Annotated in this window: 2 protein-coding genes; one reads left to right on the top strand and one right to left on the bottom strand. The window is 63.6% G+C overall.

Annotation, left to right across the window (positions count from 1 at the left end; translation table 11 throughout):
• Positions 1 to 478: 478 nt before the first annotated feature.
• Positions 479 to 1,570: an NAD(P)-binding domain-containing protein gene (locus BF95_RS24810; RefSeq protein WP_235209998.1), complete on the bottom strand. Its 1,092-nt coding sequence runs from the start codon at positions 1,568 to 1,570 to the stop codon at positions 479 to 481.
• Positions 1,571 to 2,040: 470 nt separating this feature from the next.
• Here BF95_RS24810 and BF95_RS27730 point away from each other — a divergent pair.
• The coding region (locus BF95_RS27730) for a hypothetical protein (RefSeq protein WP_235209997.1) at positions 2,041 to 2,751 on the top strand (711 nt) is incomplete at its 3' end.

The raw sequence follows: 2,751 nt of genomic DNA, 5'->3' as shown, positions 1-2,751 counted from the left end.
CGTCCTGCCCCGTTCGCCCATTCTGTATAGCCGCGCGGCCCACCCCATGCCCGCCCGCTTCGACCGGCAGCCCCCGTCATCGGCGAACGACACGCCCGCCGACCAAGCGCGAAATCCAGCCGACGAACCGCATGACGAACGACATCCCGCCCCGCGACGAACGACATCAGCCGTAGGGGAAAGCGCAAATCGTAACGATGTCGGGACAATAGAAAACGCCCCCGGCGCAAGGGATGGCCGGGGGCGTATCCAGGTTGCTGTCGGGCACACCGGGATCAGGATAAACTGTCAGGGCAGAGACGACAGCATTGGCGCTGAACCGTCCCTGAACTTGCCCTGCATCATAGCATCGGCGGCACCCCGCGCGCCTTAAGTTCGATGACCGGCCTTCGCGCCCCGCTGGGCGGCATGGCCGGGGGATCAACCGCCAATCAGGCCCGACGAACGACATGGCGGCCGCTGGTCGCCAGAGCGGAGGCTAGCATCGCGACACCCGCGTCGCACCGGCCGCTACGCGTGAGCCTCGGTCTGCTCGACCAGCCTCGCCGCCAGATCCCGCGCCGTCCGCGCCGCGCCCATCAACGTGGCCGATCCCGCCCCGCACCAGTCGCCATAGCCCGCCAGCCACAGCCGCGGCGCCTTGATCGACCGCTGCTCCTCCACCAGAATGCGCCCATCCGCCTCCACCACGCCCAGCCCCGCCAGATGCGCCAGCGCCGGGCGAAAGCCGGTGCACCAGATGATCGCATCGACCGCCGTCTCCGTCCCGTCGGCCCACACCACCCCCGTCGCCGTCATCCGCACGAACGGCCGCCGGGTGCTGAGGTCGCCGCGCGCCCGCGCCGCCTTGACCGGCGGCACCATCACGATATCGCCAATGCCGCCCCCCCGGCATGTCGCTCGGCCCCGCCTTCATCCGCGCCACCGCCCGCTCGAACAGCACATGGCCATCGACATCGTCGGGCAGGAACAAAGGCGCCTGCGTCGTCACCCAGCTGGTGCGCGCCACAGGCGCCAACTCCGCCACGATCTGCGCCCCGCTATTGCCGCCGCCGACCACCAGCACGCTCTGCCCGGCATAGACCTCCGGCCCGACATAGTGCGCGGAATGGACCTGCACCCCCGCAAACAGCGCCCGCCCCGCCATGTCGGGCATATAGGGTTGCGACCAGGTGCCCGTCGCGCTGACCACCATCCGCGCGGCAAAGCGCCCCTTGTCGGTCACGACCGCCAGAGCATCGCCCGCCCGCTCGACCGCCGCCACCCGCACGGGCCGCTCGATCGGCAGCGCATAGCGCGCCTCATAGTCCCGCAGATAGGCCAGCACATCATCGCGCGTCGGATAGCCTTCATGGGCCGGCGGCGGCATCAGCCAGCCAGGCAGCGAACTATAGCCAGCGGGCGAAAACAGCCGCAACGACTCCCACCCATGCCGCCACGCTCCGCCCGGCCCGTCCTCCGCATCCAAAATCAGGAAATCCGCCCCCGCCCGGCGCAGATAATAGCCGAGCGCCACCCCCATCTGCCCGCCCCCGATGATGACGATATCGCGTGGGACAGGATCGGTCATGGCATCACATCCTCAATCGCCGCACCGCCCGTCCGCCAGCCCGGCGGCAGGATCAGGCGCGGCACGGTAGCACAGGCTCTGCGCCAGCGACGCCCGCTTGGCCAGCGCGTTTACAGGTGGCGTCAGGGTGACTGGCTATCACGTCCAACAGATGTTGAAGCCATTGGCAACGCCAGCGGTGTCCACAGAACCGCATGTGCGGGGGAGAGATATTGTGGTTTGGTCTTCTAAGCGCCAATCTTGGACGCTGGGGAAGCCGTGCGCAATTCTTCGAACCAGCCATTCCCGAGGATAGACCCAAGCGTTTCAAGGTTGGGTAGCCGTGCGCCATTAACGGCCAGAGCCTTTGGCGCGAGTGCAACAGGATTGCTACCTACCAACTTGAAGCCAAATGTCTTAGAGATGTCGACATTCGCTATTTGCGCGCGTCTTCGATCCGTCGATGAAATGACTCGCTTGGGAAGAAATTGGTGCAGCGCATGGTAGATAAGCCGAACAATGTCGGAGATCATTACGATCAGCTTCGGCCCCCAATAGTTCGGTCTGAAGGTCTTACGGACAGCGAACGTTACCTCGCCAAGCTTGCCGATGATACGTTTCTGAACCTCTGGTCCTACCCAAATCCCCATCGATCTCAGAAGTTAGGCGGCAATGGTGACGGCAAAGAGCTGTGCGATCTGCTCATCGTTTGCGATCCACATGTCCTGATCTTTTCGGACAAGCAGGTCCGGTGGACGGACAAGCCGGTTGAGGTTGCATGGGCCCGATGGGCGCGAGGAGCGATCCAGGATGCGGCTAAGCAACTAAAAGGGGCTGAGCGCTGGATCAACGAATTTCCCGACCGGCTTTTCCTAGACAAGCTTTGCGAAGTTCCTTTGCCGCTTGCTTTCCCACCAGCAGAGCGCCGCAAGGTCCATCGAATTATCGTAGCGAGGGGGGCTGAAGAAGCCGGACGCAAGCACTTTGAGGGCGGTCTAGGAACCTTTGTCATTCGTCCATCGATCAAAGGGCCCGATCATTTCAATCGGGATGCAGCCTCGTTCGAGCCGTTTGCTGTTGGTGACATCGACCCATCAAGCCATTTCGTGCATGTTTTCGATCCAGTGTCTCTCGATATCGTGATGCAAGAACTCGATCGATTTCGGATTTCACGGGATCCTATAAAAGAGCTGCCTTCATCC

It is taken from the genome of Sphingobium sp. Ant17, assembly GCF_000588875.1.
In the GTDB taxonomy this organism is placed as follows: domain Bacteria; phylum Pseudomonadota; class Alphaproteobacteria; order Sphingomonadales; family Sphingomonadaceae; genus Sphingobium.
This window is presented reverse-complemented; position numbering and strand designations above follow the sequence as displayed.